33 protein-coding genes are annotated in these 26,297 nt (G+C 31.7%); 24 read left to right on the forward strand and 9 right to left on the reverse strand.

The annotated features are described in order from the left end of the window. Positions 1 to 249: 249 nt before the first annotated feature. On the reverse strand, positions 250 to 801 hold the full coding sequence (locus tag Q1A73_RS08600; RefSeq protein ID WP_299604204.1) for a M23 family metallopeptidase: 552 nt from the start codon (positions 799 to 801) through the stop codon (positions 250 to 252). Between the two features lie 823 nt (positions 802 to 1,624). On the opposite strand from Q1A73_RS08600, the gene Q1A73_RS08605 reads away from it, so the two are divergent. Then, positions 1,625 to 2,317: a helix-turn-helix domain-containing protein gene (locus Q1A73_RS08605; RefSeq protein ID WP_299604206.1), complete on the forward strand. Its 693-nt coding sequence runs from the start codon at positions 1,625 to 1,627 to the stop codon at positions 2,315 to 2,317. A 339-nt stretch (positions 2,318 to 2,656) separates the two neighbouring features. On the opposite strand, the gene Q1A73_RS08610 is transcribed toward Q1A73_RS08605, so the two are convergent. The 5 genes from Q1A73_RS08610 to Q1A73_RS08630 all read right to left on the reverse strand — a co-directional run bounded on the left by Q1A73_RS08610 (position 2,657) and on the right by Q1A73_RS08630 (position 4,316). After that, complete coding sequence (locus Q1A73_RS08610; protein WP_299604209.1) at positions 2,657 to 2,839, reverse strand: hypothetical protein; 183 nt, start codon at positions 2,837 to 2,839, stop codon at positions 2,657 to 2,659. 100 nt (positions 2,840 to 2,939) lie between these two features. Continuing rightward, a complete protein-coding gene (locus tag Q1A73_RS08615; protein ID WP_299604211.1) occupies positions 2,940 to 3,173 on the reverse strand; it encodes a hypothetical protein in 234 nt (77 codons plus the stop codon). Positions 3,174 to 3,632: 459 nt separating this feature from the next. Next, positions 3,633 to 3,791, reverse strand: a complete 159-nt coding sequence (locus Q1A73_RS08620; protein WP_299604214.1) for a hypothetical protein — start codon at positions 3,789 to 3,791, stop codon at positions 3,633 to 3,635. A 41-nt stretch (positions 3,792 to 3,832) separates the two neighbouring features. Further along, on the reverse strand, positions 3,833 to 4,069 hold the full coding sequence (locus tag Q1A73_RS08625) for a hypothetical protein (RefSeq protein WP_299604217.1): 237 nt from the start codon (positions 4,067 to 4,069) through the stop codon (positions 3,833 to 3,835). Between the two features lie 25 nt (positions 4,070 to 4,094). Next, positions 4,095 to 4,316 (reverse strand): hypothetical protein, encoded by a 222-nt coding sequence (locus tag Q1A73_RS08630; RefSeq protein ID WP_299604220.1) that lies wholly within the window; start codon positions 4,314 to 4,316, stop codon positions 4,095 to 4,097. A 272-nt stretch (positions 4,317 to 4,588) separates the two neighbouring features. On the opposite strand from Q1A73_RS08630, the gene Q1A73_RS08635 reads away from it, so the two are divergent. After that, complete coding sequence (locus Q1A73_RS08635) at positions 4,589 to 5,191, forward strand: hypothetical protein (RefSeq protein ID WP_299604223.1); 603 nt, start codon at positions 4,589 to 4,591, stop codon at positions 5,189 to 5,191. 1 nt (position 5,192) lies between these two features. After that, the gene (locus Q1A73_RS08640) at positions 5,193 to 5,942 is read left to right on the forward strand and encodes a hypothetical protein (protein ID WP_299604226.1); all 750 of its coding nucleotides are present in this window, start codon (positions 5,193 to 5,195) and stop codon (positions 5,940 to 5,942) included. On the opposite strand, the gene Q1A73_RS08645 is transcribed toward Q1A73_RS08640, so the two are convergent. Next, positions 5,931 to 8,981, reverse strand: coding sequence for a CHAT domain-containing protein (locus tag Q1A73_RS08645; RefSeq protein WP_299604229.1), 3,051 nt, complete (start codon positions 8,979 to 8,981; stop codon positions 5,931 to 5,933). The genes Q1A73_RS08640 and Q1A73_RS08645 overlap by 12 nt on opposite strands. A 279-nt stretch (positions 8,982 to 9,260) precedes the next feature. Continuing rightward, positions 9,261 to 9,638 carry a hypothetical protein gene (locus Q1A73_RS08650; protein ID WP_299604232.1) on the reverse strand — a complete coding sequence of 126 codons (378 nt, stop codon included), beginning with the start codon at positions 9,636 to 9,638 and terminating at the stop codon, positions 9,261 to 9,263. A 381-nt stretch (positions 9,639 to 10,019) separates the two neighbouring features. Here Q1A73_RS08650 and serS point away from each other — a divergent pair, with 381 nt between their 5' ends. The 9 genes from serS to Q1A73_RS08695 all read left to right on the forward strand — a co-directional run bounded on the left by serS (position 10,020) and on the right by Q1A73_RS08695 (position 18,354). Further along, positions 10,020 to 11,291: a serine--tRNA ligase gene (gene serS, locus Q1A73_RS08655; protein WP_299604235.1), complete on the forward strand. Its 1,272-nt coding sequence runs from the start codon at positions 10,020 to 10,022 to the stop codon at positions 11,289 to 11,291. Positions 11,292 to 11,386: 95 nt separating this feature from the next. Then, positions 11,387 to 13,174: a tetratricopeptide repeat protein gene (locus tag Q1A73_RS08660; protein WP_299604237.1), complete on the forward strand. Its 1,788-nt coding sequence runs from the start codon at positions 11,387 to 11,389 to the stop codon at positions 13,172 to 13,174. Positions 13,175 to 13,299: 125 nt separating this feature from the next. Then, the gene (locus Q1A73_RS08665) at positions 13,300 to 13,608 is read left to right on the forward strand and encodes a DUF4286 family protein (RefSeq protein WP_299604239.1); all 309 of its coding nucleotides are present in this window, start codon (positions 13,300 to 13,302) and stop codon (positions 13,606 to 13,608) included. A gap of 32 nt (positions 13,609 to 13,640) precedes the next feature. Next, entirely contained in the window at positions 13,641 to 14,057 is a 417-nt protein-coding gene (locus Q1A73_RS08670; RefSeq protein WP_299604242.1) for a hypothetical protein, read from the forward strand. A gap of 1 nt (position 14,058) precedes the next feature. Further along, positions 14,059 to 14,925, forward strand: a complete 867-nt coding sequence (rsmA, locus tag Q1A73_RS08675) for a 16S rRNA (adenine(1518)-N(6)/adenine(1519)-N(6))-dimethyltransferase RsmA (RefSeq protein WP_299604244.1) — start codon at positions 14,059 to 14,061, stop codon at positions 14,923 to 14,925. An 86-nt stretch (positions 14,926 to 15,011) separates the two neighbouring features. Next, positions 15,012 to 16,367: a magnesium transporter gene (mgtE, locus tag Q1A73_RS08680; protein WP_299604246.1), complete on the forward strand. Its 1,356-nt coding sequence runs from the start codon at positions 15,012 to 15,014 to the stop codon at positions 16,365 to 16,367. Between the two features lie 59 nt (positions 16,368 to 16,426). Then, positions 16,427 to 16,828: an acyl-ACP thioesterase domain-containing protein gene (locus tag Q1A73_RS08685; protein WP_299604248.1), complete on the forward strand. Its 402-nt coding sequence runs from the start codon at positions 16,427 to 16,429 to the stop codon at positions 16,826 to 16,828. 16 nt (positions 16,829 to 16,844) lie between these two features. Next, positions 16,845 to 17,210: a cupin domain-containing protein gene (locus tag Q1A73_RS08690; protein ID WP_299604250.1), complete on the forward strand. Its 366-nt coding sequence runs from the start codon at positions 16,845 to 16,847 to the stop codon at positions 17,208 to 17,210. Positions 17,211 to 17,265: 55 nt separating this feature from the next. After that, complete coding sequence (locus tag Q1A73_RS08695; RefSeq protein ID WP_299604252.1) at positions 17,266 to 18,354, forward strand: Gfo/Idh/MocA family oxidoreductase; 1,089 nt, start codon at positions 17,266 to 17,268, stop codon at positions 18,352 to 18,354. Between the two features lie 59 nt (positions 18,355 to 18,413). On the opposite strand, the gene Q1A73_RS08700 is transcribed toward Q1A73_RS08695, so the two are convergent. Then, entirely contained in the window at positions 18,414 to 18,848 is a 435-nt protein-coding gene (locus Q1A73_RS08700; protein ID WP_299604254.1) for a hypothetical protein, read from the reverse strand. A 529-nt stretch (positions 18,849 to 19,377) separates the two neighbouring features. On the opposite strand from Q1A73_RS08700, the gene Q1A73_RS08705 reads away from it, so the two are divergent. The 12 genes from Q1A73_RS08705 to Q1A73_RS08760 all read left to right on the forward strand — a co-directional run bounded on the left by Q1A73_RS08705 (position 19,378) and on the right by Q1A73_RS08760 (position 26,296). After that, the gene (locus Q1A73_RS08705; RefSeq protein WP_299604256.1) at positions 19,378 to 20,148 is read left to right on the forward strand and encodes a hypothetical protein; all 771 of its coding nucleotides are present in this window, start codon (positions 19,378 to 19,380) and stop codon (positions 20,146 to 20,148) included. Between the two features lie 182 nt (positions 20,149 to 20,330). Beyond that, entirely contained in the window at positions 20,331 to 21,272 is a 942-nt protein-coding gene (locus Q1A73_RS08710) for a 2-hydroxyacid dehydrogenase (RefSeq protein ID WP_299604258.1), read from the forward strand. After that, positions 21,266 to 21,886, forward strand: a complete 621-nt coding sequence (locus Q1A73_RS08715; protein ID WP_299604260.1) for a hypothetical protein — start codon at positions 21,266 to 21,268, stop codon at positions 21,884 to 21,886. The genes Q1A73_RS08710 and Q1A73_RS08715 overlap by 7 nt, the downstream gene beginning before the upstream one ends. 56 nt (positions 21,887 to 21,942) lie before the next feature. Further along, positions 21,943 to 22,359 (forward strand): response regulator transcription factor, encoded by a 417-nt coding sequence (locus tag Q1A73_RS08720; protein ID WP_299604262.1) that lies wholly within the window; start codon positions 21,943 to 21,945, stop codon positions 22,357 to 22,359. 144 nt (positions 22,360 to 22,503) lie between these two features. Continuing rightward, positions 22,504 to 23,025, forward strand: a complete 522-nt coding sequence (locus Q1A73_RS08725; protein ID WP_299604265.1) for a DUF4199 domain-containing protein — start codon at positions 22,504 to 22,506, stop codon at positions 23,023 to 23,025. Positions 23,026 to 23,039: 14 nt separating this feature from the next. After that, positions 23,040 to 23,498 carry a DUF1801 domain-containing protein gene (locus Q1A73_RS08730; protein WP_299604268.1) on the forward strand — a complete coding sequence of 153 codons (459 nt, stop codon included), beginning with the start codon at positions 23,040 to 23,042 and terminating at the stop codon, positions 23,496 to 23,498. 57 nt (positions 23,499 to 23,555) lie between these two features. Then, positions 23,556 to 23,939, forward strand: a complete 384-nt coding sequence (locus Q1A73_RS08735) for a VOC family protein (RefSeq protein WP_299604271.1) — start codon at positions 23,556 to 23,558, stop codon at positions 23,937 to 23,939. 64 nt (positions 23,940 to 24,003) lie between these two features. Further along, the gene (locus tag Q1A73_RS08740; RefSeq protein ID WP_299604273.1) at positions 24,004 to 24,447 is read left to right on the forward strand and encodes an NINE protein; all 444 of its coding nucleotides are present in this window, start codon (positions 24,004 to 24,006) and stop codon (positions 24,445 to 24,447) included. A gap of 84 nt (positions 24,448 to 24,531) precedes the next feature. Further along, complete coding sequence (locus tag Q1A73_RS08745) at positions 24,532 to 24,855, forward strand: metalloregulator ArsR/SmtB family transcription factor (protein ID WP_299604276.1); 324 nt, start codon at positions 24,532 to 24,534, stop codon at positions 24,853 to 24,855. Positions 24,856 to 24,870: 15 nt separating this feature from the next. Further along, positions 24,871 to 25,353: a DUF6428 family protein gene (locus Q1A73_RS08750; protein ID WP_299604279.1), complete on the forward strand. Its 483-nt coding sequence runs from the start codon at positions 24,871 to 24,873 to the stop codon at positions 25,351 to 25,353. Between the two features lie 5 nt (positions 25,354 to 25,358). Next, a complete protein-coding gene (locus tag Q1A73_RS08755) occupies positions 25,359 to 25,856 on the forward strand; it encodes a GNAT family N-acetyltransferase (RefSeq protein WP_299604282.1) in 498 nt (165 codons plus the stop codon). Positions 25,857 to 25,873: 17 nt separating this feature from the next. Further along, positions 25,874 to 26,296, forward strand: a complete 423-nt coding sequence (locus Q1A73_RS08760) for an arsenate reductase ArsC (RefSeq protein WP_299604284.1) — start codon at positions 25,874 to 25,876, stop codon at positions 26,294 to 26,296. The last annotated feature ends 1 nt before the right edge of the window (position 26,297 follow it).

The following is a 26,297-nucleotide window of genomic DNA, read 5'->3' on the forward strand; positions in this document are numbered from 1 at the left end:
ACAGAAAACACAGACTGATCTATAATAATCATACACTCATCTTTTTGGACACATAAATCATATAAATGCTTCTTACTTTTATACCAGAGTTATAAAAAATAGTACAGTTTGTATGAAACATAAAATAAGTAACCAAGAGTTGCCACTAGAAAGAAACATACAGTAATACTTAAACATATTGATCCCCAAAATTTCGCATCGTCATATTATGTCAAAGCTATGCATCTCGCATAGCTTTTTTTATATAGTTTAGGGTCTCAACCAAGTATCAGGATCTAGATAAAACATCTTACGATTTCCTTGAATAACGTTTGGATCTCTTAACCACCAATAAGGAAAAGGTGTTGTAATTGAATAATGTAAATGTGGTGGTTTCCCGATAGCATTCCCAGTATTACCAACAGTTCCTAATTTGGTTCCTAATTTTAACGGCTGAAAAGGAAAAGCCTCCACTTGATCTAAATGCGCATAATAATGAAAACGCCACTTAGGTCCTAACACCATAACCGTTTTCCCTCCTTTCCCACCTTCATAAGTGTAAATCACTAAACCGTAAGTAGCAGATATTACATCGGTTCCCTTCTCTTTAAATATATCGATTCCCTTGTGTGTTACAGAACTTCCCCAAGGATACGCCCAAAAAGAATTATCATCCCAATCTTTTATGGTTGCACCATGAACAGGAATTACCATTTTTTGAGGGATCAAAAAGCCAATAGCTATTACTATAAGAGGCAACAAAGTATATTTTCTGGTTTTACGATTTCTATATAGAAAACCCATCCAAGAAAATAATGACACCAGAAAGTTTTTTGTTGTGGATGTGATCATATTATAGATAAATATACAATATTAAAACACAGCTATTTTAATGAGCTATATTACAAATGACTTTATAGCGGTTTTTAATCCTCTTTAATAAAGGTAAACTTTCAATATTGTTCTTCTAGAAAAATCCCAAAATACAAAAGGGGAAATTTACGGTAACATATTATTAGGTTTTTGCATAAACTAAAAGTAGGCCTTGGTTAAGAGGTCTAGTTAATAAGGATGGTCCGATAGATTAAAACAGTTTGTCTATAGTGCATAGCTTGTTAACTAAGTATGTTATTATTAACGAACCTATCGCATTCATATTTTGAACAAATTTTAAATGATTTTCACACTACACTTAGGAATTCTTTCGAACTCTTTACTTCTTTATATTTTATGGAAAAATGGTAGAAAAGAACTTCATTTCAAAGTACTTTTTATGATCTTTTTATGGATACTTTTTACGCAAATAAGTTTTTTAGGCTTTATTAACGAAAGTAAAATTATTTTTTATGCTATGTTCTTGTTTCAAGATACTCTTCCAACAAGCGTAGGCCCCTGTTTATATCTATATGTAAAAACAATCTTTTTTCCTAGTAAGCATGTTTTTAAAAACAATTACAAACACTTCATTATTCCTTTCCTCTATCTTCTTTTTGCTAGTATTCCTAAGCTAATTAGTCTCATAAATAGCTCTGAACCCTTTACCCATCTTAGAATTGGTCTCGAAAACCTTTGGGCACTTAGCAATATCTACTCACTAATTTATTGTATACTAGCACTTATCATTTTGTCAAAAACAAAAAAACTTGTGAAGTTCTATTATTCAAATATCAACTCCAACGATTTAGACTGGTTACAGATTTTTTTATATGGTACAATTGTTATTATAGGTATTGATATTTCTATAACTATTTACGAAGTACTATTCGGTGATATCACTTCTGCAATCGGAATTATTGCCGTTTTCGTGGTCTTTTTAATTGTGTATTTAGCATACAAAGGTATTTCACAAACAAAGGTATTATTACCAGAATTCTTATTAAAAAAAGAAGATGTCATACACGAACAGAGTACAGAAGAATCTAGACTTATTTCTCATCAAACCAAAATCACACATGATCCAGAAGAATTGGATATTTTATTCAAACGACTAGAAATCATTATTCGCGAACAAAAATGTTATCTAACACCCGAATTATCCTTAAAATCAGTATCTGAAAAACTCAACATCTCTGACAAAAAGCTATCCTACTTATTGAACCAACATATGAATGTTAGTTTTTATGATTATGTAAATCAATTTAGAGTAGAAGAAGTAAAGAAAAAAATTATGAATCCTTCATTTTCTAAATACACACTATTGGCTATTGCTCTGGAATGCGGTTTTAACTCTAAGACCAGTTTTAACAGAACTTTTCAACGCTTTGAAAAAATCACACCTTCAAAATTTAGAACCCAAGTTTTGAAATCAAAAAGTAATTATGACTTAACCGAATTGTAATATTTACAACTTGTGATAAACTTAAATACCAAATCTATTTCACATAAAAAAGCCGCCTTCATATAGCAGGCGGCAATAATAAATTAAAGTATTCTCCTACTATAATTTACAACATATACAATGCCCTGTGATATAATAGCCAGGCTCGCAAGTTCCATCCGAAGAAAAATATGGAGCTCTGCATCTGTCCACTGCTATAGGAAGTAACCCTCCATTAATATTTTTTTGTTCTGATTTCTCTAAAATTTTACCTAAAGCTTGAATTGATTTTTTCATAAAATGATGAATTAATGATTTGTATATAATTACTGTTGTTTGATGATTTGACTATGAATCTTATTAAGAATACAAACAAAATTCTGGAATACACTGAATAGGTGTAGTATCACTAAAAAGGTAACAACAACTTACATTGTCACAAATAAAATCTACGGTTGGACAATCTTGCGAAAAACCTCCATTGATTTGTTTTTGAGCATTTTTAGTAAGCACCATTCCGAAGCTTAATAATGATTTTTTCATAATGTACTAGTTTATTTGTTATTAAAACATTTCGCATAATAATCCCTGTTAATTACCATCTTTCAAAACGGTATTTTATTAAAGATGCTTAGTCTTTTTATTAATAGAACCAAAAACCTCCACCGATACCTGTGCAAGCTGCGGCATGTCCGTTGATGGTACAACTCTCATCCTGTTCACGACCTACGCAAGCACTTGAGTGCCCAACAGAACCCACTCCACCAGTACCTGTTCCGATACAAGTTGTAACTATAGCGATTAGACGACTTCCTGCGATTTGTTGTTGTTCTTTTCTAGTCAATACTTTACCTAAAGTGGACAATGATTTTTTCATTCCTAAACAATTTAGTGAGTTAATTAATCCCTGACCCTTTTTCGACACTCAGGGCTGTGTCTTTTTTTTCACAATACACTCTCAAAAATGGCTATATCCTACAAAACCAATGAGATAAATTATTATGATATAAACGTAAAACTCCCCGAAGTAAAGTGTAAATTCCTTGAAAATCGTACCAAAAGAAGATGTGGCACCTTTTTTATTCGATTATAGTTTCGAATATGTATTTGAAGTAATTTTAAGAATGCTTAGAAATAATAATTTAAAAAATAAAGAAGTGAGAACTCAATAACTTTTATTTTCTATTTTAAAATTTTACTATTCTACTGCATTTAAAGTGTGGTTTCAAATCTAAAACCATCTTTTAGGTCGCCATAGACCTAACTTGTTGTGATGTTTATAATAATTTTTTAAGATAAGAGCTTCATAAATCGAAGCTCTTATTTACTACATTAATTATAATAGACAATTACCCATAAAGCATCGAACAGGACACCACTGATTTGTAGTATGTGCGTTCCCGCCAGCACACCAGTAAATGTTTCCTTTTCCATTAATTTGTAATTGCTCTGATTTACTCAATTTCTTGCCAAATTCTAATAATGACTTTTTCATGGTTTTAATAGTTTATTTGTTTATTTAAGAATTATATGGTTTTAAACGCAGCATTGTCCATTAACAACACTACCAAAACAACGTCCTCCTGGAAAAGGATCTCCCCAAGCAGTTCCATTTGCAACGAAAGAACATTCTCTTCCATTAACAAACTCTCCACCTTCTAAAATGTAATCTGAAGAACATCCACAAGCAACGAAAGCAAGTCTTCCTCCATGGATCTCTTTTTGTTCTGATTTACTGATTGTTTTACCAAACTCTAACAATGTTTTTTTCATGATTCTAAAAGTTTTGATTTAAAAATTAAGCGCAAACTCCTCCGTAAAAACCAGACATATCGCACCTTCCAGTACCACATTGAGAAGAACTTGTACAAGCACATCCTCTAGGAAGCCCTGTTCCATTATATACATCTCCTCCACCTGCACAGATATCTTCAGAATCGGTAAACGAAATACCTCCTTTGATTTGTTTTTGTTCGTTTCTGTTTAAAGCTCTTCCTAAGTTTAACAATGATTTCTTCATTAGTAATTATTTTAAAATGATTAAATCCTTGAACATTTTATGACACTCAAGGTATATGTCAATTCATTTATCAATCCCCTACAAAATGAATTTTCAGATAGGGTTCTATGGTAGTAATGCAGGAACTAAAAAACATAACAGCTTTTATCAATATTTTTTGATTTTTATTTTTTGATTAGCTTTGTATCCTTTTGAAACAATGATCCATAAAGGTTGTCTTTAATCAATAGATTTGATCACCGTTTAATTGTTTTAAAGAAATTTACCCTTATATGAAAAGAAATAAACTTGAAAAGATTGTTGAACAAGCGAGGCAAGGAAATGAACTGCCATTTGACTACTTTTTCAAGGATCTTTTTAAGCGATTACAACCAAGACTTTTATCACTAACTAAATCTCCACAAGAAACTGAAGAGATCTTTATTTCGGCTATGCAAAAGTTTTGGGAACGTTTCGTTATTCAAGAAGAAAACTTACCAATAAATAGTTTGGGATACATTTATCAAATGTGTAAAAACAACTGGCTAATGAATAAGAGGAATCCATGGAATTCCTTTGCATTAAAAGACGATTTACATTTGTTGAGTAACCGAGAACAATCTAATAATACATATAGCAATGACTCTATAGAAGATCTCGAACAGGAATGGTTACAAAACAAAGCATTATCACAAGCTTTAGACGCCTTATCCGACAAATGTAAAATGTTAATGCAGTCAGAAATAAATCCTGAAATTAAATTAAAAGATTTACAACAAAAATTAGGATTTGGAAATTATCAAGCTCTTGTGCAAGCAAAATATAATTGCAAAAAAAGACTTATTAAAAAGGTATATGAAATATTTGATCAACTAATAGCTCATAAACAACGTTAAGATGAAGAAGATAGAGGATAACGATATAGCATTAATTACTCGGTATTTTGACCTTGACCTTTCTGAAAAAGAAATGGAGGCGTTTGATCAAAGATTTCAAAATGATCCTGACTTTGCGATTAAGGTAACGAAATATCGTCTTAGTATAGGTCTTATTAAAGAACATTATCCTAACCAAGAGCAAGAACAACGCTCTGAAAAATGGAAACAATTAATTTCTGAGAATCCATCAGTGAACCAAAAACAATCCTGGAAATTAATTGCGGCTATTGCTGCTACAATTGTAATATTAGTTACATCTTGGTATTTCTCGGTTTCATCATCCGAAATTAATCTCAAAGTTTTAGCAAAAAATGCTTGGGATAAGAATGTCGGTTTTAGTGATTATCTAGTAAGAAACAATGTTGAAGACAATCCAAAAAAACTAGTAATTAATGCCTTTAAATCTTATAAAAAGAAAAATTATCAGTCAGTGCTTGAGCAATTAAAAGATTTAGATAATTCGTATAGATATTATGAAGATGTTCTTTTAATAAAAGCTCTTGCTACGTATAAAACAGGACATTCCAAAAAAGCATTGCAGATATTAGATTCTTTGAAAAATTATCCCTCAGAAAAGCTATCCAAAGAAGCGCAGTGGTATATGGGATTAATTTATTTAGATCAAGATGATCTTATAGCCGCTAAAAGATATCTCGTAATTCCTAATCACAAAGATCATGAGATACAATTAAGCGAATCATCTTATTAATTTTCTTTTCAGGAAGAAAAATATACCTATAACTAAAAATCCTAACAAAAAGAACCACTTCCAGTTATTTGTACTGGGTGTTTCAAATGTAATAGTACTATAATCCCCTAATAAAAAAAAGCCTCCCCAATAAAAAGGGTCTTTTGTAAAAACATCTGTAGTTTCCAGATATTCTAATTTTGCTTGTTGCAAGGCTATAGCTTTATTCATTCCTTTAGTAAGGTTACTATAAAAGCTTTGTATTATTATGGGCGTAGTTTTATCTGATACTTCCCAACTAGTTAGTAATAAACTTTTTGTTCCTGCATATTGAAAAGCGGTCCCTAAGCTTAAAATTCCTTCTCCTTTAGCGACCTTCCCCATTCCAGTATTACAAGCACTTAACACGGTTAACTCCGCAGGAATCTCGAGTGAGTACAATTCATGACTATAAAGAATATTATCTTCTAATGAATCTTTGGTTTTGGTAAAATAAATTCTGGAATTATCTGGGTTTTGATGATCCACTTCTCCATGCAACGCAAGATGTAGTACATTATAATTGGAAAGGTTATTTTTAAAATTACGTTCAATTGCCTTGGAACCAAAGAAATATCTTCCTTTAACAAGTTCTGCTATTTTTTTAATCTCATTTCTTGTCCCGGGCAAATCGTCATCTATATTTCTTAATACTTTTAACTCCATTTGATCTCCAGCTAATAAGGAATCTTGATTAGAAAATGAAAATGCCAAGCATTCTTTTCGAACATCAGTATTTATCACCTTTTGATTTGATTGATCCAATAACAAACTGGCAGAATTCGCATAACTGATCGCAAATTCTTTTATCAAATAGGGTTGTTTTTTCGGGTCTTTTGTTTCTAAATTTTTAGTTAGCAAAAGATCGAAATTAAGATGCCATAAAGATTCATCAGGGATAATAATTAACTGATTGCCTTCGATATTATCTTTTATTGGAGCTATTAATTTTTGGTATAATTCAAAACTTATTTTTTTAAAAGCTTCTATATCTTTAGACAAAATATGCCCTCTAAATTGGTTTATTTTTTTATTCAGATCAGAAATTGATGCTTGATTTATTGTAATCCCATTTTTAGTTATGACAAAAGCATACAAAATATCATCTTCTATAAAGTACTCTATCAACGTGGTTTTTGTAGGAAGGTAATTCTGAATATCATTAACAACCAAAGGAGTATAATTGAATTTTAGGTTATAATACTTAGGATATTTTGCTTCAAGCACCTTAATCAAAGAGTCCTGCCTTCTTGAAATAGTTAAGAATTTTGATTCCAAAAAGTTAATCGTATCCTTATTCTTCGTATTTATCAAACTAGATTTGAGTGCTGATAATTCTGCTTTAATCTTATGTTCAATTTCTAAAAGTTTGTTAGGTAATCCAGCATAAGTTTTAGCCTTTTCATCATTTAAAAGTCCTTTAAGGATATTATATTTACTACTTTCTGAAAAATAAAAAGCCTTTTGAATCCATTTTTCATCATTACTTTTTTCATATTTTAATAAATATGCAGCAATGGCTCCACTATATACTCTTTTAGTATTTTTTGCCAAGACCTCTACATCTTTAGGATCATATTCTCTTCTTAAAACTTCTATAAGTTTCTTTGCCGTATTATAGGTTTTTATACTTTCATTCAGAATAGTATCCTCCTTTTTTTGTAGATAAATTTTCTGTAATGAATATGCTTTTTTTTCTAATGAATTTAATAATCTGACTGGTGAAATAAAATCTTCAAATATTAGTTGTGAATTATCATTATTCCTATATGCTTTTTTATTGGCTTCTATAGCTTTTTCTGAATAAACAAGTGATTCCTCATACTTTTTTTGTGACAGAAATAAATCGACTAGTAAATTATAAGAATAAACAATATTTGAATTTCCACTTTCAAAAATATTCTGGTGAATTTTTAATGATTTTTTCAAATACTTTTGAGCCATATCAAAAGCATTAGCTTCCTGATACAATAAACCTATTGTACTATAGACCTCGGAAGTTCTTATATGGTTTTCTCCAAAATTATTAAGACAAATATCTAAAGCTTTCTTAGCATAATAAATCCCTTTTTGTCCACCATAAATTTGTGCAACAAATGAATATGGATAAAACAAATCCTTATAACCTTCTCCATAAGTATTTACACCAATTTCAATTGTTTTCTCTACATGATACAAAGCCTTTTCTCTTTGTCCTAATTCTATATAGATCGTCCCGAGATTATGATGTAGCCTAGCCTGATCTGGATGATTATCACCTAAATTATGAATACTAATTTGAAAAGCTCTTTGATAATATTTTAAACTTTTGTTGTAGGCTTTTTTATAGTAATGAATAATCCCTATTTTGTTATATATTTTTACAAAATAGAGGTTGTTTTTATCAAATGTTTGGCTTGCAATTTTATAAGCGTTTTCAAAATACCCAAGAGCTTTATCATAGTTACCTACGGCATATAATATTCGACCTATTGCTTCATAAACATCAGCAATTTGAATATGATTCTTACCGAGTTTATTTTTCCTTATTCCCAATGTTTTATCATAATATTCAAGTGCTAGCTCATAATCTCCCTTAGTTCCATAGATATTTCCTAGGTTAAAATAGGAATTTGAAAATTCCAAATCATCATTAGGTAGAACTTTAGATTTAAGCTTTAACGCTTTTTCATAATATGATAATGATATTTTTAAATCAGACCCTTTCAATCGATAGCAAGTACCTTTATTCTCTAATGCAATGGCATATTGAAGATGATCCGATCCTAACTTTTTAGAACTAATATCAAGCGCTTTATTTGCCGTTTGTAAAGCCTTATTAAGCTGAACATTCTTCCATTGACTTTCCGAAATTTTATTATAGCATGCTACAACTTTTTCCCACTGATTATTTTTCTGATGTATTACTAATGCTTGTTCAAAATTAAGTATAGACTCTTTGAACTTATTCTGCAACAATAACACGTCTCCTAATTTGAAATACTCCTCAGCAGTTGTTTTTTCTACTGCTTGAGAATTCACTACTAAACTAAATAACAACAATATACATGTAATATTTAATAAAGAATTCCTGAATTTCATAAGCCTAATATAAATGATTTGATGAAACGAGTTATCTAATAGTAAGTTTTTAAAAACTTACTATTAGATAATTTAATTTCCTTTCAAAAGTAGTATTACACAGACAAAGAAAGAAGTAAAATCTAAATATTTATACTTGTAAAAGCATTACCAAAGAGAACGTAATCTTTTACTTACGATCTCTTTTTCTTTATTAAAATATTTATAAGACAAAGAATATTAGAAAGTCGGAATAGAAGCTGCTAAAACTTCTTTTTCGTAATGCGTGATTTTATTGTCTTCAGAAAACTCAAACTTCATGATCATTGAGGATTTTTCTGCTTGCATAATGTATGATTTTTCTCCATCTTTTTCAGAAATCATTCGACAGTCTTCTATCATTCCTAAAGTCTGATTCGTACTGTCTAGAAAACGATCAATTTCTTCCATAGTCATTTTCTCTTGATACTTTTCGTCTAATAGATCAAAAATCATCGATGGAGAAAGATAATTATATCCTTTGGTGAAATCTGCAATAATTACGTCCTTATCATCCAGATTCTGAGCAGAGATTGTGTGAATAAAAAATACGGTAAATAAAAAATATAATGGTTTCATGTTGGGGGTGTGTATTGATTATTCTTTGTATAAATGTAAGAAAAAACTTCAAAATAAAAAATTATTTAATCGATAAAAAACATTTTTTATCGATTAAAAGAATACGTAAATCAAAGTATTACCCCTTGAATATCATCAAAAATTATAAAAAGATAAAGTCTGGTTTACTTGATTACATTTTTCAACGATCCATACTAATTTTTACCCACATAATACTATGCTCGTTTTCTATCTTTATTTAAATTTGCTTCTTTAATGCGAAAGGGATAGTAGCGACATCCTTTTGTTTTATTATTCTGAGCTTGTCGAAGGAAGAAACAAAAGATATAGCGAATAGCCTGACCACGAGGAAAGCGAGTGGAATCGCCCAAAACAAAACACATGTTACTTGCACAACAAATCATAGCCAATAAAGAGGAGTACGTTAAAGCTCTAGCCAAAAGAAATTTTGATGCTGCTGAGATATTAGAAAAGGTCATCAGTCTAGACGAAGAGCGTCGTGCTACGCAATCTAAATTAGATACCATAAAAGCTGATTCCAATAAATTAAATAAAGAAATTGGTTTTTTATTTAAAAATGGAGAACAACAAAAGGCTAATATTTTAAAAGAAAAAGCTTCTCAAATAAAGGAAAGTATGAATTCTCTGGAACAGCGACTTCCAGAGGTAAAAACAGAACTTACAGAACTTTTGTATACGATTCCAAATATCCCTCATGATTCTGTCCCTAATGGACAAAGTGATGAAGATAATGAAGAAGTCTTTAGAGAAGGAGAAATTCCTGTGCTAGAAGAAGGTGCATTACCACATTGGGAATTGGCGAAGAAATATGATATTATCGATTTCGAGCTTGGAGTAAAAATTACAGGAGCTGGATTCCCAGTATATAAAGGAAAAGGAGCGCGACTACAACGTGCACTAATTAGTTACTTTTTAGATAAAAACACTGCGGCTGGTTATAAAGAGTACCAAGTACCTCACTTGGTAAATGAAGCTTCTGGATATGGAACCGGTCAATTACCAGATAAGGAAGGTCAGATGTATCATGTAACTGCAGATGATCTATACCTGATACCTACAGCAGAAGTGCCAGTAACAAATTTATTTAGAGATAATTTGGTAAATGAAAATGATCTTCCGATTACTTGTACTGGATACACACCTTGTTTTAGAAGAGAAGCAGGGTCTTATGGAGCTCATGTAAGAGGATTAAACCGTTTACATCAATTTGACAAAGTAGAGATTGTTCGTATTGAAAAACCAGAAAACTCTTATGAAGCATTAGATGGAATGGTCGCTCATGTAAAAGAAATTCTGAACGAACTTAAATTACCTTACAGAATTTTGAGATTATGCGGTGGTGATATTGGTTTTACTTCTGCACTAACTTATGATTTTGAAGTTTTTTCTACCGCTCAGGATCGTTGGTTAGAAATTAGTTCTGTATCAAATTTTGAATCTTATCAAGCGAATCGTTTAAAACTTAGATACAAAGATAGTAATGGTAAAAACCAATTAGCGCATACGCTTAATGGTAGTTCTTTGGCTCTACCGAGAGTACTTGCTGGAATTTTAGAAAACTATCAAACACCTAATGGAATCAAAATTCCGGATGTGTTGGTTCCTTATTGTGGATTCGAATACATTGATTAACACATACTATATTGGATTGTTAGCATACTAGTTTAACAGTATCTATAACATTATATCAAAGCGCATTTTGCTATATTTACAAAAAAACTTGCAGAATGCGCTTTATTGCTATCATTATATTTTTTGCTTTCTTAACACCTGTTTTCGGTCAATCCGAACAATTGGCAAAGAACTATGTGCAGCAAGGCCAATATGAAAAAGCACTTTCTATTTATCAAAAGCTTCATTCTAGAAACCCAAATAGAACTACTTATTTATTAGGTCTTGTAGAAGCTTACCAGCAGCTAGAACAATTTGATAAAGCAGAAGAAATTCTGAAAAAGCAGATTGAGCGAAAACCCAGTAATGCGCAATTGTTAGTGGAACTTGGGCATCATTATGAAGTTCAGGGAAACCCAGAAAAAGCAAAAATGTATTATGATAAAGCTATTAAAATATTTAATAGTAATAATGTAAATGCTGCTTATTCTCTAGCACAGACTTTTGAAAAATATAACCTTTTGGATCAAGCTGCTTTGATCTATGAAAGAGGTATGGCCTCTAATCCAGGTTCTAATTTCAACGTACAACTTGCTAAAATCTATGGAGAACAAGGAAAACTAGAAAAGATGTTTAGTAGTTACCTTTCATTACTCATTTTACAACCTAATTACAAAAATATTGTTCAGCGAAATTTTAGTCAATATATAACTGAAGATCCTTTTAACGAAGCTAATGTTATATTCAGAAAATTATTGATTAAAAAACTACAACAAAATCCAGATATTATCTATAACGAAATGCTCAGTTGGCTTTTTGTGCAGCAAAAGGATTTTAAAAAAGCTTTTGTACAAGAAAAAGCAATTTACAAACGTAAAGATGAAGGTCTGCAAGGTATTATCGGTCTTGCTAGAATTGCCATTGGCGATAAAGACATTAAATCAGCAACGCAAATTTTGGATTATATCCTTAAAGCTCCCGCTGGAAACGACATGAAACTTACTGCTCATAAGATTATTCTAAAAGCAAAAACAGATCTGGCAGAGAAAAAAGACTATAAAGAAATTAATAAACAGTATACCGAAGTATTTAACACCTATGGAAAATCTCGAGAGACTATCGGATTACAAATAGACTATGCTCATTTCTTAGCTTTTAATCAGGATGAAAAGCAACAAGCAATTGATTTTTTAAAACGCTTACTAAAGGAAGAAAAACTATCCAGATTTCAATCATCTAGAGCAAAAATGAAAATTGCGGATATCTTAGTATTGGACCAAAAGTTTAATCAAGCATTGATTTATTATTCTCAGGTACAAAATGCCCTAAAAAATAATTTTCTTGCTCAAGATGCACGTTTTAAAGTAGCAAAAACCAGCTATTATAAAGGGGATTTTGCATGGGCGCAAACTCAACTGGATGTTTTAAAATCATCAACTTCTCAGTTGATCGCAAATGATGCTATGGAATTGAGTCTCATTATTAGTGACAATTCATTAGAAGATTCTACACAAACAGCTCTTAAGATTTTTGCAAAGGGAGACTTATTATCTTTTCAGAATAAAAACCTAGAAGCTATTGCCAAATATGAAGAAATTTTGGTCAATCATAAAGGAGAAAAAATAGAAGATGAAGCCTTTCTGAGACAGGCTAAATTATTCGAAAAAGAACAGGAATTTGAAAAAGCGAAGGTGAATTATCTAAAAATTATAGAATTCTATCCTGATGACATTTTAGTAGATGATGCTTATTATTGGTTGGCTGAGCTCTACGTAAACCAACTAAACCAACCAGAGAAAGCAAAAGAATTGTATGAAAAGCTCATCTTTAATCATGCAGATAGTATCTATTTTGTAGATGCGAGAAAAAAATATCGTGCACTACGTGGTGATGCTATAAATTAGATTCGCTTTTAATCCCTTGTCACTTTTAAATATTAACTAAGAAGTAATAGTAGGTCTTAGCTTCTTCGTACCTTTGCCTGCTACCAATAATTTTTGGTGTAGCAATAATAAAGAAGAATATTCGCATGTACATATATAACGTAACTATCAATATTGAAGAATCCAAAAACGAAGAATGGTTACAATGGATGAAAAGCGAGCATATTCCAGATATGTTGGCAACAGGAAAATTTAGTAAAGCACTAATGACTAAAGTTTTGGTAGATGAAGAAATGGGTGGTATTACTTATTCGGTGCAGTATACTACCGATAGTAAGCAAACTTTAGAGAAATACTATCAAGAAAATGCCGAGCAATTGCGTGCCAAATCCAATAGGTTTGCTGGTCACTTTGTTGCTTTCAGAACGGAACTAGAAATTATTAGTGAACACTAATTCATACCTAAAAAACAATTAAAAATAGATTTGTGAAGACATATCATGCGTCCATACTATATGCTATCAAAATTTTCGGTCTCATTGTTTGTGCTGGCTTTGCGGTATTTATTATAAGCCTATTCATTAATATCGTCTCATTTTTTATAGAAAGTTCACTATTCGAAAAAATTGTTGTTGGTATTCTTGGTACTTCATTTTTAATAGCAGCATTTTTAATTATTAGATCTAATAATCCATCAATAAGCTTTCATGAGAAGTATATACGTATTGGACGTCAGGAAATTCCTTATGAAATTATAGCTAGTTTTCATAGCGCAAAAGGAGGTTCAGAACCGTATTTACTAACCAAACAGGGTAATAAGATTGATCTTGAAATTTCCTGGTTTAGAAAAAAAGATCGATTAGAAATCGAAAAGACTCTTGTAGAGAAAATCAATCCATCATAGCATGTCATCAAAATTTAAAAAAAATAAAAAGCATAGTTCTCATGATAAAATCAATTATGAGAAAACTGCTGTACGTGCTAAAAAACATTTGGGCCAGCATTTTTTAAAAGATGAAAATATAGCGAGAAAAATAGGTGACACCCTAACGCTAAATAACTATACTAATGTTATTGAGATTGGCCCTGGAATGGGAGTACTTACGAAATACATTCTTCAAAAAGATCTCAATCTGGTTGCTATGGATTTGGACACAGAATCTATTGCTTATCTCAATACAAATTTCCCTTTGGAACATCCAGAAATAAGGACTGGAAAAGGTAGCTTTACAGTGATTGAAGCAGATTTTTTACGATTTGATCTCGATACTTTATTTGATAACGAACCTTTTGCGATAACTGGTAATTTTCCGTATAATATATCCTCACAAATAGTCTTTAAAGCCTTAGAAAAGAGAGAAATAATTCCTGAATTTACAGGCATGTTTCAAAAAGAAGTTGCCCAACGTATTTGTGAAAAACCAGGAAGTAAAACATATGGTATTTTATCTGTATTAACTCAAGCATTTTATGATGCTGAGTACCTATTTACCGTGCCTCCATCTGTTTTTAATCCTCCACCAAAGGTGGATAGTGGAGTCTTGCGTTTGATCAGAAAGGAAAACTATACACTTCCATGTAACGAAAAACTATTTTTTAGTGTGGTAAAGACGGCTTTTGGTCAACGTAGAAAAACCTTAAGAAATAGTTTAAAAACATTTCAACTACCCGATAATATTAAAGAAATGGACTTGTTCACCAAAAGACCTGAACAATTAGATGTCACTCAATTTATAGAGCTTACCTTACTCATAGAAAAAACGGTGAATTAATTCATTTAACATCATTGTAAAGTGCAATTCATTTCTTTGGTTATCTTTGTGAGCGTTTGTAAAGAATTCCTATAAACGAATATCCTATGGCATTTGAGATTTCCGATAAATTTATTGACCAAGTGAAGCACCTTGTGGAAACAGAAGGGAATGTTCATTTGCAAGAAATGCTTGAAGAAATTCATTTTGCGGATATCGCAGAAATAATAGGCGAACTCAACCTTTATCAGGCAACCTACATTATAAAACTACTAGATAGTGAAAAAACTTCTGAGGCTCTTATGGAGTTAGAAGAAGATTTTCGTGAACGTATTTTAGAAAACTTATCTGTAAAAGAAATTGCGGAAGAGTTAGAAGAAATGGATACGGATGATGCCGCTGATATTATTGCCGAATTGCCTGATCATCGTGCAGAAGAAGTAATTGCCGAAATAGAAGATGAAAAACATGCAGAAGATATTAAAGAACTGCTGTTATATGAAGAAGATACTGCTGGTGGATTAATGGCTAAAGAATTAGTGAAGGTAAAAGAAACTTGGACAGTAGCGGGTTGCGTGCGTGAAATGCGTAGGCAAGCAGAAAAAGTTACCCGAGTACATTCTATTTATGTAGTTGATAAAGAAGGTAGACTTAAAGGACGATTATCTCTAAAGGATTTACTTACTGCTTCTGCCAAGGCATATATTAAAGATGTATATATTCCAAAAGTAGATTATGTAAATGTAGCAACTGAAGGAGAAGAAGTTGCTAGGATTATGCAAAAATATGATTTGGAAGCAATTCCGGTTGTTGATAATGAGACCGTTTTATTAGGTAGAATTACCATTGATGATATGGTTGATTTTATCAAAGATGAAGCTGAAAAAGATTATCAAATGGCAGCTGGTATTTCTCAGGATGTGGAAGCCGATGATAATGTATGGGAGCTTACAAGAGCAAGATTACCATGGTTAGTTTTAGGACTTTTTGGTGGTTTAGGTAGTGTGTTTATCATGCAAGATTTTGAAGATGTCATGAACAACCCTCAAATACGAGACCTATTCTTTTACACACCTCTTATTGCCGCTATGGCAGGTAATGTAGGCGTTCAGTCTTCTGCTATTATCGTTCAAGGTTTAGCCAACGATAACGTAAAAGGAAGTCTTTGGAACCGTTTATTAAAAGAAATTGGATTAAGCTTAATCAACGGTGCTGCTCTTGCTTTATTGATTATTCTTTTTGGTATGATCATGGGATACGAAATATCCTTTAGTCTTACCATTGCTATCTCGCTAATGAGCGTAATTATTGTAGCTGCTCTAATAGGCACTTTCGTACCAATTATTTTAGACAAAAGAGGAATAGATCCCGCCATTGCTACCGGACCTTTTATCACCACTAGTAATGATATTTTTGGAATTTTCTTATTCTTTTATATTGCCAAATTAATCCTCGAATTTTAGCCATAACATTCGACTAAGTATTGTATCTTATTCCAGAAGAACAATGCATTACTTCTTATATGAATACTGAAATATTTGAATATAATATTACTGTTCCTGCATCGGCAATTGATGATATGAATCACGTAAATAACGTAACCTATCTTCAATGGGTACAAGATATTGCCAAAAAACATTGGGAAGCCAAAACGAGTAACGAATTAAGAAACACCTATGTTTGGGTTGTTCTTAATCATTACATAGAATATCACCATCCATCTTTTGAAAATGAAAAATTGATCATAACCACCTGGATTGATCATCATCGTGGTGCAAAAAGCGAACGACATACCAAAATCGTAAATAAAGTAACCAAAAAGGTAATTATAACAGCCAAAACCTCTTGGTGTTTGCTACATAAAGAAACGTTAAGACCCACCAGAATCACCGAAGAAATAAGTACCTTGTTTTCGTATCAATAATTTATCAATCGAAAACATGGAAGCGATAAACATAAAAGACAAACTTTCGCAATTTAATAAACAATGGCATCCACATCGTATTGCTACCGTAGATGATAATCAAATTTACCTAGCAAAAGTATGTGGTGATTTCGTATGGCATAAACACGATGATGAAGATGAACTTTTTCAGGTAGTAAAAGGAACTCTTTATATGAAATTTAGAGATAAAACTGTAAAGGTTGAAGCTGGTGAAATTATTGTGGTCCCAAAAGGTGTTGAACATTGTCCTACGACAAAAGATAATGAAGAAGTACACCTATTGCTATTCGAAAAGGCAAGCACTAAACATACTGGAGAAACCATTTCCGAACGAACTGTATCTGAATATATTGACATTTAGAAAACGCTTTTGATTTATAAAAAGCATCTATCTTGAATCTTAAATTATTGGAGTTATGAGTTTAAATAGAAGAACTTTTATACGTAATATTGGTTTAGCTGCTGGATATAGTCTTATTCCTTCTCAATATTTACTTGCTAATTCATCTGAAAAAAAGTTAGGCGTATGTCTTGTCGCGCTTGGAAACTATAGCACTACTGTGTTAGCACCTGCTTTGCAATTAACCAAGCATTGCAAACTTACTGGAATCGTTACTGGAACGCCTTCTAAAATTCCTATTTGGCAACAAAAATATGGCATACCCGACAAAAATGTTTACAACTACGAAACGATGGACCGCATAGCGAACAATCCAGATATAGATGTTATTTACATCGTTTTACCCACAGGTTTACATGCAAAATATGCAATTAAAGCTGCTAATACTGGAAAACACGTTTGGTGTGAAAAACCAATGGCGAAAACAGAAGAAGAATGTCTATCCATTATAAATGCATGTCAAAAGAATAAAGTGAAACTAGCTATTGGATATCGTATGCAGCATGAACCCAATACTCAAAAAGTTATACAATGGGCATCGACTAAACCTTACGGTAAAATAAAAACCGTTCATGCCGAAATAGGTTATTACGTAGGAAATCCAAAAAAAAGCTGGCGATTAGACGCAAAATTAGGTGGTGGAACAATGTATGACTTAGGAGTGTATTCTTTAAACGCTGCGCGATATGCTACTGGTGAAGAACCTATTTCTGTAGTAGCCGAACAAATGACTACTAGACCAAACATATTTACAGAGACTGATGAAACTACTCATTTTACATTAGAATTTCCATCAGGCGCAATTGCATACGGAAAAACAAGTTTAGGTCATGATATGCATAGACTTCATGTTGATGCAGCCAACGGTTGGTATCAATTGCAACCATTTTCTATGTATTCTGGCGTAAAGGGAACGACAAGTGATGGAAAACAACTGAATACTTATATTGCTAACCAGCAGGCCAAACAGATGGATGATGACTCACTTTCTATCATAAACAATACTGATATGATTGTTCCTGGAGAAGAAGGCATAAAAGATATTAGAATTGTGGAAGCTATTTATAAATCCGCCAAAACTAAGCATAAAATATCCTTAACATAATAAGTAAACACACATATTATGCTGATCCTAAAATCAATAAGATAGTATTGATAAAGAATTTATAGCTCTTCTTTACAAGACCTTACGGCTTCATAAAAAAGTCTATAATCTGTAGTGGTTACGACCTCTCCCTTTGTACTTAATGTAACCGTTCCATTTTTTGCTATTTCGCTATAAGGAACTTGCTTTTTTACATATCCCTTGTATACAAATTCGAAATAACTATTCTCGTTTAACTTACTAGGATTCACCAAAAAATCATACAGTCCATCTTCGTCAGTGTAGGCTTTCATACAAGTATTCTCGTCGACGACCAATTTTACAGCAACATACTGCATTTTCTTCTTGCGCTTACCTAGAACTTTTCCAGTAAGTAGTTCATCCTCAGTTATCGACTCGATGCCTTCATTTTCAGTAAGGCCTTCGCTTTTCTGTTGCGACTTGCAAGAAACAAGTAAGGATAAAACAAATGATAATAGTAGTAGTACTCTCATAGTATAGTAATTTTGGGTTTGTACATTATAAGTATAGTAAAAAAAACTAAAATTTCCGCTATTTTTTATAAATCTTGGTCAAGTTACAAAATAAAATTACTTGTTTCACATAACTTAGGTAGTGTTTTTTTATAATATGTTAAAATAGAGTAATTTCTTCATCAATTCATCTTAAAAACCTGTAAACCACCTAAAAATTTAAGTGGTTTGCTAGGAATTATTAGTTCATTAATAGTGCTATCGATAAAATTATACTTACCAAAAATGTGGTTTTCTTTAGTTTTTAATCAACTTATATGTTTTACTATTTGGCATGCCTAATTTAACAAAATAAGCTCCGGAACTCAGATCTCTGATGTACCCTTTACTTATTGAATAAACTCTCTATTATTATTGTTTTCATAAACCACTTATTATTCAAAAGCATAATCTTCATAACGCTAAAAACACGTATAAATACCATATTTTCCCTCATTCTTATTTTATAGTTTTAACCCTATTAAAACCTACGCTCAAAATTCAAAACAATATGACCACTACAGTTGAAAAAAAACCTAATTCTAATACATCTAATGAGACAAATACAACAAAAATAATTCCTGGAATTTCCGAAAATATTATTCAAACTCTTAGCGATGAAATAAACAATATGTTATCGTACGCCATTTTTAATGGTATTACAATTAATACGGAGGTAAACACACTAATTCAAAATAGTTCAATAGACGATCTTATTAATGCTCATAATTTATTATGCAAAAATGTTGCTCCTGCTACTCCAAAATCTATTGAATTTATAAGAAAAATTAGAGAGCAAGGTAAAGGGAAAAATTTCCTTAGTAAATTACCGATTCTAAGAAACCTAGTACTGTTATCTTTAATCTTTCTAGTCGCATTTATTGTTACAGGAATTTCTCCTGAAGTAAATAATGATTCGCTAGACAAAGGCATCATGGAGAATCAAGGTATTTCTTTATTGCTCAACCTCGGTTTTTTAACATCCATATCAGGATTAGGAGTACTTTTTTATCTGCTAAAAAATGCAAGTACAGCAGTTAAAAACGGAACTCTAGTTCCTGAAGACACCATATATTATGCAGCCCTTATTATATTAGGTATAATCGCTGGAATTATTTCGTCAGAAATCATTTCCTTTTACCAAGAAGATGGTAAGAATATCAATCTATTTAATAAAAGTTTATTAGCATTAATAGGTGGATTTTCTTCGGATGCAATTTTTAGTATTCTCCAAGGAATCATAGATAGGGTAAAAACGATTTTTATTCCCTCAGCTACATAGTAATACAACAAAATTAATACTCGTTATACTTTTAATCTTTTATTAACTATTTTTTGACCTTTTAAGAATACCTTACGAATTAATTTATCTTGTAGACCAAGTGGATGCTGGAGTATGACTAAAAGTATTTTTGAGCATCGAAGTGTCTTTTTACAAAATCAAAAGTCAACCAATAGTTATTCATGAAAATATTACATATAGATGAAAATCATCCCTTACTTATTAAACAATTAGAAGCGTTAGGATTTCAAAATGATGAAGATTATCAAGCTATAAAATCTGAAATAGAAGAAAAAATAGATCGATATGATGGCGTAATTATACGAAGTAGATTTAAAATTGACAAAACATTCATAGATAAGGCAACAAATCTAAAATTCATAGGACGTGTCGGAGCCGGTTTAGAAAGTATTGATATAGAGTATGCTCAGAAAAAAGGGATTCAACTTTTTTCAGCACCTGAAGGAAATCGAAATGCTGTTGGAGAACATGCGTTAGGAATGTTATTGTCTCTTTTTAATAAATTAAACACCGCAGACCAACAGGTAAGAAAAGGAGCTTGGAATCGAGAAGAGAATCGTGGAATTGAATTGGATCTAAAAACAGTTGGTATCATAGGATATGGAAATATGGGAAGAGCATTTGCTCGCAAACTAAGAGGATTTGATGTAGAAGTAATTTGTTATGATATTAAAGAAGATGTGGAAAATAGTGATGCTACACAAGTAGACTTAGAAGAACTCTTTGAGAAAACAGATGTGTTGAGCCTACATACTCCTTGGACTCCATTAACCGATAAAATGGTCAATGCTTCGTTTATCGATAACTTTAAAAAACCATTTTGGCTCATTAATACAGCAAGAGGAAAAAGTGTAGTTACTAAAGATTTAGTGAATGCTTTAGAATCTGGAAAAATTTTAGGTGCAGGATTGGATGTGTTAGAATATGAAAAATCTTCATTCGAAAACCTATTTACCTCAGAAAACGAAATGCCAGAGCCTCTAAAAAAATTATTACAATTCGATAATGTTATCTTAAGTCCGCATATTGCAGGGTGGACTATTGAATCTAAAGAAAAATTAGCACAAACAATTGTAGATAAAATCAAAGCCCAATTTTGCTAAAGGAAATTTTCACAACACTTGTTTCTACTTATTCTGATGACTCTCAAGTCATAGACGCTCTTTGGAGTCAAATATTGAAAAAACACAATAAGAAAAATCGCTATTATCATAACTTATCACACCTAGAAAATGTATATCAGAAATTACTAGTTGTACAAGACAAAATAGCTGATTGGGATATGATTTTGTTTTCCATTTTCTATCATGATTATATTTATAATGTTCTCAAAAAAGATAATGAAGAACAAAGTGCTTTAAAGGTAAAAGAAGTTCTAGAATCATTAGGAATAGATCCACAAAGAATTGAACTCTGTACAGAAATTATCATCGCTACAAAGGGACATCAAATATCTGAAATCAATGATATTAATTACTTTACCGATGCTGATCTTTCAATTTTAGGAAGTAGTTGGCATAATTATGAAACCTATTATAAACAGGTAAGAAAAGAGTACAAATACTATCCAGATTTTATTTACAACAAAGGAAGAATTGAAGTGCTAAAACATTTCCTAAAAATGCCTCGTATTTTTAAGACCGATTATTTCTTTGATAATTTTGAAAGGCAAGCAAAAGAAAATCTTCAAAAGGAAATTGTCATACTTTCAAAATAAAATTAGCAAGGTAATTTCTGGAGGCAATTAAACTTTAGTTTTGTTACATTTATATTGTGAAGAAAACCGTTTTTATTTTTGGAGCTTTAGTACTGGCATTGCTTACCCTATTTAAGTTAAGTAAATACAGTTTTGTTTCAGGCAATACCTCTATTGAATTTATTCTAGCTGCTATAGCAATTATCTTTTTTGTTATTGGAGTAATGATCAACAGAAAGGTACTTCATAAAAACAAAACTTCTGGTAAAGAAATTGATCATAAAAAAATCACACAGCTTGGACTGAGTAAACGAGAGTATGAAGTTTTATGCGAAATAGCTTTAGGTTTATCGAATAAAGAAATTGCCAACAAACTTTTTGTTTCAGAAAGTACGATAAAAACACACGTATCAAACATTCTAGTTAAATTAGGCGCCAAACGAAGAACCCAAGCCATACAAATTGCTAAAGAGTTAAAAATCATTTCTTTTTAATAATACTTAGCACTAAAGTACTACTAAGTACACTACAAACAATATCACCACTTTTAGCTAAAAATAAGATTTCATACTTTAGTATGAGTAGTTTTTTGGGCACCTAATTTACTTTTGAACTCAACCTTATAAATACATATACAAATGAAAAACACAGTTATTCGTTATGGAATTTATGGTGCTATCACCATATCTATATTGTTTCTATTAGCACTTACTTTAGGTAGAAATCTTTCCTATTTCGCACAAGAAGTTATTGGCTACACAAGCATGGTCGTTTCTTTACTTTTCGTTTTTTTTGGGATCAAACATTATAGAGATCATGAGAATAATGGCATTGTTTCTTTTGGAAAAGCCCTCCTAATAGGAATGCTAATATCTTTATTTGCCGCATTGGCATTTGGGATTATCGATGTCATCTATATTTTATATATAAATCCAGATTTTGCTGCAGAATATTATGGGCATATGGTAGAGCAAATGAAAACAACGCTTCCTGAAGAAGAATTTAAAATAAAGCTTGCAGAACTTGAAGCCGAAAAGGAGTTGTTCTCAAGTCCGGTCATGAATTTTTTATTAATGTCATTTACTGTTCTTATCATAGGATTTATAATTTCGTTAATTTCAGGTCTCATTTTGCAAAGAAAATCAACCGCCAATAACTAAAACAAAACCAGATCATGCAGTATAAAGCAAACTCACCAGAAGAGTATATCAATGCCATCCCAGAAGAACGTAAAGAAGTCATGCAAACCCTTAGAAAAGTGATTTTGGAGAATCTTCCAGATGGATTCTCAGAAGTAATGAGTTATGGAATGATAGGGTACGTAGTTCCTCATGAGCTATACCCTAACGGATATCATTGTGATCCTAAATTACCCTTACCATTTATGAATATTGCATCTCAAAAGAACTTTATTGCGGTATATCATTCTGGTATCTATGCGGATAAAAATTTAATGGATTGGTTTGTTGGAGAATACCCTAAATATGTAAAAACAAAACTAGATATGGGCAAAAGTTGCGTCCGATTTAAAAAAATTGAAACAATTCCCATGCAACTAATTGGAGAACTTGCTTCTAAAATGACTCCAAAACAATGGATAGAATTATATGAAGCTAATGTAAAAAAGAAGTAAGTAATAACGATTTTATAAGATTCCCTTCTTCAAGGGAATTACTAAAAACATATAAATATGAAAAGAGTAACTGGATTAGGAGGATTTTTCTTTAAAACAAAGGATCCAAAAGCTACTAAAGAATGGTATGGAAAACATCTGGGATTACCAGTTGATGACTACGGCTGTACTTTTTGGTGGAAAGATAAAGAAGGAAATGATTGTTCTACACAATGGAGTCCTTTTAAAGAAGATACGAGCTATTTTACACCAAGTAAAAAACAGTTTATGATGAATTTTAGGGTAGAAAACCTAGAAGAACTTCTTAAGGTCTTAAAGGAAGAAGGAGTCCAAATAGTAGGAGAAATTGAGGAGTATGACTATGGAAAATTTGGTTGGATTCTAGATCCTGAAGGAAATAAAATTGAACTCTGGGAACCCGTGGACAAGGCATTTCTATAAGCCAAAAAGAGATAAATATTTTTTGTAACTTTCTACTCACTAATCAATTATATAACTGTTATTTATGAGCGAAGAAAACAAAAACCTTGGTGACGATCTAAAAAAAGGGGCTGAAGAAGCTTTTGATAGTGCAAAAGATGCTGCTAAAAAGGCATCCGAAAAAGCAGGTGAATTTGCAGATGATGCCAAAGATGCTATTAGTGATTTTGCAGAAGATGCCAAAGAAACGGCAAATGAGTTTGCAAAAGAAGCCAAAGAAACTTTTAATGAAGTAACTGGAGACAATAAAAAGGTTCTAGCAGGTATTTTAGGGATTTTATTTGGTTCTTTAGGCATTCACAAATTCGTATTAGGATATACAAAAGAAGGCTTAATCCAACTAGTAATATCAGTAGTAACTTGTGGAGCTGGAGGTCTTATAGGAATTATAGAAGGTATCATTTATCTTACAAAATCAGATGACGAATTTTATCAAACATATCAAGTAGGCAGAAAACCTTGGTTCTAGAAATAGGATAAAAAGCCAAAAAAAACAATTTTGGCTTTTTAGTTTTATTTTATTATCGTAATATTGCGATATTATAATTTAAATATGGGTATTACTAAAACGCAAATATTTGATCAAAGGCAAAATGAATTGGCCCAACTTTTTAAAATACTTGGACATCCAGCAAGAATTGCCATACTACAATACATCAGTAAACAAAATGCTTGTATATGTAATGATCTGGTAGAAGAAATAGGTTTAGCGCAAGCTACCATATCCCAACATTTGAAGGAATTAAAGAGTATTGGATTATTAAAAGGAGAGATCGAAGGAAAAAGCATGTGTTATTGTATTGATATTGACAGTTGGAATGCATTACAACAAAATTTGAACTCATTTTTTAACACCACCAAACAGAATTGTTGTTAAACTAAAAAATACATTATGAATACATCAGAATTTATCTCTCTATTGGGAGAACATCAGGAGAAGTCGTTACTTTTCGAATATGCACCAGGAATGTTAGTAGGTGCAAACTATCACGTTACCGAAGTTAAGCATGTTACTATTGATTCTGTAGACTGTGGTGCCGGAAAGGATTCTTGGAAAGAAACTATCATACAGTTATGGGAAAGTCCATTAGAACTAGGAAAAACAGATTATCTAACCACCTATAAAGCGTTGGGCATTCTCCAAAAAGTGGGAAAAATATCAACTTATGATATGGATGCGGTAGTAAAAATTGAATACGGTAATACTATGTTTCATACCGCTCATTTACACATTACTGGTTTTAGTGCTCAAGAAGGAAAATTAATCATCCGATTATCAGTACAACCAACAGATTGCAAAGCAAAAGAAACTTGTGGCGTTCCCGAAACAAACGCTACCGCAAATGCTTGTGCACCTGGAAGTGGGTGTTGCTAGAAATAATGAGTACCGAAGTCGAAATAACTTATTTTACCAAACAAGATTGGCCTACTATCGCTACAATCTATAAAGAAGGTATTGAAACTGGAATTGCAACTTTCGAGACTACTGTTCCAACATGGGAACAATGGGATACATCACATATTAATTCTTGTAGGCTAAAAGCTGTTCTAGATACCGAAACGGTAGGTTGGGCAGCACTAGCACCTACATCAAAAAGAGAAGTTTATAAAGGTGTTGCAGAAGTTAGCATTTATATAACATCAAAACATCGAAATTTAGGTATCGGAAAGTTACTTTTGACCAATTTGATTATCGAAAGTGAAAAAGAAGGGTTTTGGACATTACAAGCTGGTATCTTTAGTAAAAATTATGCTAGCATCAAACTACACACCAATGCAGGTTTTAGAATCATTGGGTATAGAGAAAAAGTAGCTAAGTTAAATCACATTTGGTATGACAATACCATTTTAGAAAGAAGAAGTAAAAAAATTATATAACCGCAAAACACCACAAAATGAATATTTTAGTTTTATGTACAGGAAACTCTTGTAGAAGTCAAATGGCAGAAGGGTATCTAAAACACTTTGTAACAGATAACGCAACAGTGTATAGTGCAGGAGTAGAAACTCATGGAGTTAATCCAAGAGCTATTGCTATTATGAAAGAAGATAATATCGATATATCAAATCATACATCAAACAACCTAGATGAATATTTAGATATTAAATTTGATTATATACTTACAGTTTGTGACAACGCTAAGGAAAGATGTCCATTCTTTCCTGGAAAAGCTGAACGTTTGCATTATAACTTCTTTGATCCATCAAAAGTAGAAGGGACAGAAGAAGAAATTCATACTGCTTTTACAAAAACCAGAAATCAGATTAAGGAGTATTGTAAAGATTTTGTAGCTAAAAATGTGCTACAGACTTCCTAAA

This window comes from uncultured Aquimarina sp. (assembly GCF_947492115.1).
Classification (GTDB): domain Bacteria; phylum Bacteroidota; class Bacteroidia; order Flavobacteriales; family Flavobacteriaceae; genus Aquimarina.

Excerpts from the sequence above, each read along its gene's own strand:
- rsmA (WP_299604244.1), top strand. The coding sequence starts at position 14,059 with ATGTCATCAAAATTTAAAAAAAATAAAAAGCATAGTTCTCATGATAAA.
- Q1A73_RS08640 (WP_299604226.1), top strand. The coding sequence starts at position 5,193 with ATGAAGAAGATAGAGGATAACGATATAGCATTAATTACTCGGTATTTT.
- Q1A73_RS08730 (WP_299604268.1), top strand. The coding sequence starts at position 23,040 with ATGCAGTATAAAGCAAACTCACCAGAAGAGTATATCAATGCCATCCCA.
- Q1A73_RS08610 (WP_299604209.1), bottom strand. The coding sequence starts at position 2,839 with ATGAAAAAATCATTATTAAGCTTCGGAATGGTGCTTACTAAAAATGCT.
- Q1A73_RS08690 (WP_299604250.1), top strand. The coding sequence starts at position 16,845 with ATGGAAGCGATAAACATAAAAGACAAACTTTCGCAATTTAATAAACAA.
- Q1A73_RS08750 (WP_299604279.1), top strand. The coding sequence starts at position 24,871 with ATGAATACATCAGAATTTATCTCTCTATTGGGAGAACATCAGGAGAAG.
- Q1A73_RS08695 (WP_299604252.1), top strand. The coding sequence starts at position 17,266 with ATGAGTTTAAATAGAAGAACTTTTATACGTAATATTGGTTTAGCTGCT.
- Q1A73_RS08660 (WP_299604237.1), top strand. The coding sequence starts at position 11,387 with ATGCGCTTTATTGCTATCATTATATTTTTTGCTTTCTTAACACCTGTT.
- Q1A73_RS08745 (WP_299604276.1), top strand. The coding sequence starts at position 24,532 with ATGGGTATTACTAAAACGCAAATATTTGATCAAAGGCAAAATGAATTG.
- Q1A73_RS08620 (WP_299604214.1), bottom strand. The coding sequence starts at position 3,791 with ATGAAAAAGTCATTATTAGAATTTGGCAAGAAATTGAGTAAATCAGAG.
- Q1A73_RS08615 (WP_299604211.1), bottom strand. The coding sequence starts at position 3,173 with ATGAAAAAATCATTGTCCACTTTAGGTAAAGTATTGACTAGAAAAGAA.
- Q1A73_RS08725 (WP_299604265.1), top strand. The coding sequence starts at position 22,504 with ATGAAAAACACAGTTATTCGTTATGGAATTTATGGTGCTATCACCATA.
- Q1A73_RS08650 (WP_299604232.1), bottom strand. The coding sequence starts at position 9,638 with ATGAAACCATTATATTTTTTATTTACCGTATTTTTTATTCACACAATC.
- Q1A73_RS08625 (WP_299604217.1), bottom strand. The coding sequence starts at position 4,069 with ATGAAAAAAACATTGTTAGAGTTTGGTAAAACAATCAGTAAATCAGAA.
- serS (WP_299604235.1), top strand. The coding sequence starts at position 10,020 with ATGTTACTTGCACAACAAATCATAGCCAATAAAGAGGAGTACGTTAAA.
- Q1A73_RS08760 (WP_299604284.1), top strand. The coding sequence starts at position 25,874 with ATGAATATTTTAGTTTTATGTACAGGAAACTCTTGTAGAAGTCAAATG.
- Q1A73_RS08630 (WP_299604220.1), bottom strand. The coding sequence starts at position 4,316 with ATGAAGAAATCATTGTTAAACTTAGGAAGAGCTTTAAACAGAAACGAA.
- Q1A73_RS08710 (WP_299604258.1), top strand. The coding sequence starts at position 20,331 with ATGAAAATATTACATATAGATGAAAATCATCCCTTACTTATTAAACAA.
- Q1A73_RS08735 (WP_299604271.1), top strand. The coding sequence starts at position 23,556 with ATGAAAAGAGTAACTGGATTAGGAGGATTTTTCTTTAAAACAAAGGAT.
- Q1A73_RS08665 (WP_299604239.1), top strand. The coding sequence starts at position 13,300 with ATGTACATATATAACGTAACTATCAATATTGAAGAATCCAAAAACGAA.
- Q1A73_RS08635 (WP_299604223.1), top strand. The coding sequence starts at position 4,589 with ATGAAAAGAAATAAACTTGAAAAGATTGTTGAACAAGCGAGGCAAGGA.
- Q1A73_RS08685 (WP_299604248.1), top strand. The coding sequence starts at position 16,427 with ATGAATACTGAAATATTTGAATATAATATTACTGTTCCTGCATCGGCA.
- Q1A73_RS08740 (WP_299604273.1), top strand. The coding sequence starts at position 24,004 with ATGAGCGAAGAAAACAAAAACCTTGGTGACGATCTAAAAAAAGGGGCT.
- mgtE (WP_299604246.1), top strand. The coding sequence starts at position 15,012 with ATGGCATTTGAGATTTCCGATAAATTTATTGACCAAGTGAAGCACCTT.
- Q1A73_RS08700 (WP_299604254.1), bottom strand. The coding sequence starts at position 18,848 with ATGAGAGTACTACTACTATTATCATTTGTTTTATCCTTACTTGTTTCT.
- Q1A73_RS08755 (WP_299604282.1), top strand. The coding sequence starts at position 25,359 with ATGAGTACCGAAGTCGAAATAACTTATTTTACCAAACAAGATTGGCCT.
- Q1A73_RS08705 (WP_299604256.1), top strand. The coding sequence starts at position 19,378 with ATGACCACTACAGTTGAAAAAAAACCTAATTCTAATACATCTAATGAG.